Raw genomic sequence first — 4,111 nt, 5'->3', positions numbered from 1 at the left:
ATCGATAGCAACATCGATAGCAACATCGATAGCAACATCGATAGCAACATCGATAGCAACATCGATAGCAACATCGAGAAAGTTTTGATAAGACAAAGAAAAGTCGACAAGCATTATCGAGGATTTTATTTAACGCCAGAAGTAGACGGTGCTCTAGACGAAATAAAGAATCATTATGGTAAAGGTGTACTTTCAGATTTAGTCAATGCGATACTGGCCGACGGATTGATGGCTCATGGTCTATTGAAATCGTGACTACACCAGCCACCTAAGTCAACGAAAAGGGCCGTCAGAGAGACAGCACACGTCGGCTTGTTTTGTTGCATCGTTCCTCGATGACTGGATTGGAATAGCCGCTTCATCCCATAGATCGCAGGCGAGCCTGGCTACGCGACGCTCAGTTGTTACACCAAAACCGTGAGTTGCATGGTGATGACTTTGGCCGATTTCTGGAGGAGTGTTTATCCGTGCTGAACCTCGTTAGTGCATCCAATGAGAACTGAAAAGTATTGCCGTGTGCCATTTTCTTAACTTTGTTCATGTGCCCATGAGTGCGCCTCTCCGAACGTTGACTGTGGCAAGCCTGCCACGAGCATTCACCATAAATTGCATACGAACATAAGTTTGCATTTTCGACCTACCTGCATATAATATCAAATAGAAACATACGTTCTACAATTGGGGGGTGGGGATGTGCATCGACCGACCGCTACTCTGCGTCGTCTTCTCATTTTAGAGTCGCTTCAGGACTACATAACCCATGAAATGGTCGCCGTCAGAGAGCAAATGCGACTGGACGACTTGACCATCATAGACCGAAAAACCCATCTGCAGGACATTTGGATTCAGTACAAGTCTGGACATGAGTTTGGTGAGGCGATTTTCATGAAAAAAATGCTTGAAGCGGAGTCGAAAAACCGTGCCAAGCGAACTGGGATGATCTCATAATGACCCTCATCTACGGATTGTGCGATATGCAATCCTTTTACGCCTCCTGTGAAGTCGCATCACGGGAAGAGTACGCCGCAAGACGCCAGGAGTTTGACGATTCGACCGATCCAGCACTTGTCGTGTCGGGAGACCCGGCCCGACGCAGTGGCATCATCCTTGCTGCCACGCCCACGGCAAAACGATATGGAGTGGGGAACGCCATGAGGCTTGGGGAGGCCCTGCAACTCCACCGCAGGCTCATCGTGGTGAGGCCGCATATGGAGTTTTACTTGCAGGTGAGTGTGAGAATTCAAGAGGTCATGCGACAGGTCTTCCCGCTACAAGAGCAGTTCAGCGTGGACGAAGGTTTTTTCGCCTTTCCGTATCCTTCCGACTTATTCCCTGATCCCATGGAGGCTGCCCGAAAGTTGCAGGCGAAGATATGGGATCAGTTCCGCATACGCAGTCGGATTGGTATGGGGCCGAACAAGTGGATCGCCAAAATGAGCAATGCTCAAGCGAAAAAGACACCAGGGGGTATTGTGTGGTGGCGCGAGGAGGAGATCCCGACTCTGTTACATCCGTTACCTGTTGAGTCTATGTGGGGACTTAAAAAGAGAGCAGAGACGCTGAGAACCGAGTTCAAGGCTCAAACCATCGGCGATGTCGCGCGGATTCCTATAGGTCAGCTGCGCGCAAGATTCGGTGTCTGGGGCGAGGTCATCAGTCGTTGGAGTCACGGCGAGGACATCAGTGACATCCATCCGAACAGCTACCATGCAGCCCATAAGGGGTTTTCGCATCGTACAACGCTACCAAGAGATTTCTACGAACGAAGTGAAGTAGCGGTTGTCATGCTGGAATTGCTCGATGAAGTCTGCTACCGCCTGCGTCGTGCCCATCAAAGTGGTAGGCGTGTCGGACTGGGATTAACGTATGAACGGATGACCGGCGGCTTTTGGAAGGCGAAAACGATGGTTCGGCACACGGACGCTCCCGAAGAACTATACCCAGAACTACTCGCGCTACTCGACAAACATTGGGACGGCTATACAGGCGTCCGAGCGGTGTGTGTGGGGGTGGATATGTTGCAGTTGTCGGATGCGATGCAGCTTTCCCTATTCGATGATGTTCCAAAGCGAAAGGAACTCTATCAAGCGATCGATCGCATTCATGACAGGTTTGGAGAAACCAGTCTCATGAGAGCGGTCAGTTTGACGAAGGCAGGACAATTGCGCGATCGCAGCGATAAAATTGGCGGGCACTATGCCTAGGTAGGTGAGCAATATGAAAATGAACGAGGGCAATCTTTTCGAAGCGATGCGACTTGTGTTGCCGGAACATCGAACCATGATGCAGCAGTGGCAGAGCGAGCGTAGCCTTCGGAATCCACCGACACTTTCCGAGGATGAGTTTCAGCAGATGCAGTACACATGGTCGGAGGCCATTCAAAACCGCTCCAGAGTCCGTGTGACGCTGTTTGGGGCGAAGGGTGACACGGTAGTGGAAGGTGTGCCGATGTACCATGGACGGTTACGGATGGCGACGGAGGAAGGTGTTCAGAGCGTGGCTGTGGAGCGGCTGGTAGCCGTTGAACTGGTGTAGGGAAGTCCACGAAACTCGAACTTATTTCCCAAGGTTGGCTCTAAATCATTCAGCATTTGCGATTTTTCCAGCCTTGTGCTGACTCGAAGGTATCGCACGCGGATGGTACTCAGATACTCTCGCCGACTCTTTTTGGACATCCGCACAACGATCGCTTCGGCAAGCTTTCTGTCTGAGTGAGCCAATACCCTTTCGGTATGATTTTAGTTGAGTGATTGCGCGATCCCCCATAAAGAGAACAGCCTTCCTGTCCTACTTGGTCTCATCTTGGATCATGGACGCTAATGCGTAAACTACTGCAGAAAATTTTCATGATAATCTTGTGCCCCGATAGGGGCATGGGTGTTTAAGGCGTTTTTTATGCCTATGGGTGACGACATAGTGAACATTCGCAATCTTATGACTATAAAATCTGATAACTTAAAGCTCTTGACAAACCGAGAATTAATTCATGCAATGCTAGTGAGAGAAAGAAATTACACAATGGGTGATAGATCTTTCTCGAAGAGGTTTTCCAGATTGCTTTTTACAATTCTTTCGACGAATTTTCGGTCGAAATTCGGACAAAATCGCGGGTACGTGCGATCCAACCCATAAGACCACTTTTCTAGAAGTTGTTCGTTGTAATCAAACATGTCCTCTAACACAAATTGAGGACTGTAGTGATTCCTGGTATGCACTCCTATCCCTCCATCGTATAGCTCCCCAGAAGGAAGACAGATGCAGATGTGATCACATTCATCACGAGACAGTGTCATAACAAAGCAAATGTGAACTTTTTCTCGAAACAACGCGTTCCATTGTTGGAAAAAAACCTGGGCAAATACGCCACATGGCCCATAGTTAATTCTTGGCGTGCTTTCGTGAAATCCATATTCAGCATTGATTTGTGTTCTTATGTTTTCTAAGGTTTGTGCTACTACAGGATGGAGCATGAGGCACCCTCTAACGTATTCAGTGTCTGATAGCGCTATTATCCCGGATTTCGACGGTTTGTTCACTTTTAATCGACTTGAATAATTGAAAAGTCGCTCCATGTATGGCTAAATTGGGTTTGTCGAGAACACAATCCAAGCCAGAAAGGAACACCTTTTGGGTGAATCATACACCAAAACACCGCCGTCGGAAAAGCTGTAAAATACATACTCGCTTTGACCTCCACTCTGCCACCGCCTTTGGCGGGGCGGCAGAACTCATAGACTTCGTCCTCGAAACCGGCATCGACAAGAATTTTGGTGCAGCGGAATGGCGTAAACGCAAAGATGCTCGATTCCAGGTTCTGGTGCAAAGATTGTGAGCAGTTTAGACTGATGTGCCAGTGCCTTAGCCAATTCACGAGCGTTGCATTAATGTGATCTGAATATGTTGATTTTTGTACTTCCCGGATTGAGTGCTGAAACAAGACAGCCTGTGAACAGTTAGGTAGCATCATCCAGTTTTTGGACTATGGTTTTGCGATCCGTTTTACCTCAGTGACAATGCGACAATGGCTCTTGCGCTTTACCGAATGCGCCGTAAAGCCCCGCGCTTTAGCGCTGGGGATATAAGGCGCTCGCCGCTAGGCGAATCTTTTGTC

The 4,111-nt window shown here is 48.6% G+C and carries 4 protein-coding genes; all 4 read left to right on the top strand.

The features are described 5' to 3' along the window. Positions 1-255: hypothetical protein (locus M4I36_RS13990; RefSeq protein WP_258112372.1), on the top strand; the 255-nt coding region annotated here is incomplete at its 5' end. 438 nt (positions 256-693) lie between these two features. Continuing rightward, entirely contained in the window at positions 694-948 is a 255-nt protein-coding gene (locus tag M4I36_RS13985; RefSeq protein WP_258112371.1) for a hypothetical protein, read from the top strand. Beyond that, positions 948-2,204 (top strand): DNA polymerase IV, encoded by a 1,257-nt coding sequence (locus M4I36_RS13980; RefSeq protein WP_258112370.1) that lies wholly within the window; start codon positions 948-950, stop codon positions 2,202-2,204. The genes M4I36_RS13985 and M4I36_RS13980 overlap by 1 nt, the downstream gene beginning before the upstream one ends. Positions 2,205-2,217: 13 nt before the next feature. Beyond that, complete coding sequence (locus M4I36_RS13975; protein WP_258112369.1) at positions 2,218-2,535, top strand: YolD-like family protein; 318 nt, start codon at positions 2,218-2,220, stop codon at positions 2,533-2,535. Positions 2,536-4,111 lie beyond the last annotated feature (1,576 nt).

Source organism: Alicyclobacillus sp. SP_1 (assembly GCF_024706985.1).
In the GTDB taxonomy this organism is placed as follows: Bacteria; Bacillota; Bacilli; order Alicyclobacillales; family Alicyclobacillaceae; genus Alicyclobacillus_I.
This window is presented reverse-complemented; position numbering and strand designations above follow the sequence as displayed.

Excerpts from the sequence above, each read along its gene's own strand:
- M4I36_RS13980 (WP_258112370.1), top strand. The coding sequence starts at position 948 with ATGACCCTCATCTACGGATTGTGCGATATGCAATCCTTTTACGCCTCC.
- M4I36_RS13975 (WP_258112369.1), top strand. The coding sequence starts at position 2,218 with ATGAAAATGAACGAGGGCAATCTTTTCGAAGCGATGCGACTTGTGTTG.